Raw genomic sequence first — 802 nt, forward strand, 5'->3', positions numbered from 1 at the left:
CGACACGGTCGCAAAAAGACCAGCGATCAGACCGTTTCCAGCCCGATCGCCGTATGCTTGCCGAACATGACCGACGGGACAGCGCTCTCGCGCCCCCAACGGTCACATTCCCTCTTCACGATTTCTGATAACTTCGCTCACGCACCGGCAGACCGGGATCGGACGATCCTCAATCCGCCGCGTCCGCGGCAAACTCTCTTCGACGATCCGGACAGGATCGATCCACCCTCAGGCGTCCACACGGGGAACGGGTGGCGCAGGCTCTGCACGAGCGCGCTGCCACGTCCCAAACGAATGGTGGAGCCAGACGGGATCGAACCGACGACCTCATGCTTGCAAAGCACGCGCTCTCCCAGCTGAGCTATGGCCCCTCTCTGAGAATGGTGGGCCTGGGACGACTCGAACGTCCGACCTCACCCTTATCAGGGGTGCGCTCTAACCACCTGAGCTACAGGCCCAAGTCCTCCTGGCGTCCCGCCCCGGGGCGCACCTGACGGTGCGCCGCACGAGGCAGCCCCAGAGGACTGTCCGGATTGTGAGGAAGGAAAACGAGGACGGCGCTTTCAGCCTGTCCCGCCAATGGGACCCTGACAGGTCCCTAGTATCTAATAGCGCCTCCCGAGGAGCGGGCCGGACGAGCCGGCCATCCTGCTGGAAGCACCCTTAGAAAGGAGGTGATCCAGCCGCAGGTTCCCCTACGGCTACCTTGTTACGACTTCACCCCAGTCGCTGACCCTACCGTGGTCGCCTGCTCCCCTCGCGGGTCGGCGCAGCGCCGTCGGGTAAGACCAACTCCCATGGT

At 63.8% G+C, this 802-nt stretch carries 2 tRNA genes and 1 rRNA gene; all 3 read right to left on the reverse strand.

Annotated elements, in window-relative coordinates:
- Positions 1–295: 295 nt before the first annotated feature.
- Positions 296–371 (reverse strand) — tRNA-Ala (locus tag MKK53_RS18005).
- A 10-nt stretch (positions 372–381) separates the two neighbouring features.
- Positions 382–458, reverse strand: a tRNA-Ile gene (locus tag MKK53_RS18010).
- A 209-nt stretch (positions 459–667) separates the two neighbouring features.
- Positions 668–802: ribosomal RNA gene (locus MKK53_RS18015) — 16S ribosomal RNA — on the reverse strand; the annotation flags it as partial.

This window comes from Methylobacterium sp. J-076 (assembly GCF_022829405.1).
In the GTDB taxonomy this organism is placed as follows: Bacteria; Pseudomonadota; Alphaproteobacteria; order Rhizobiales; family Beijerinckiaceae; genus Methylobacterium.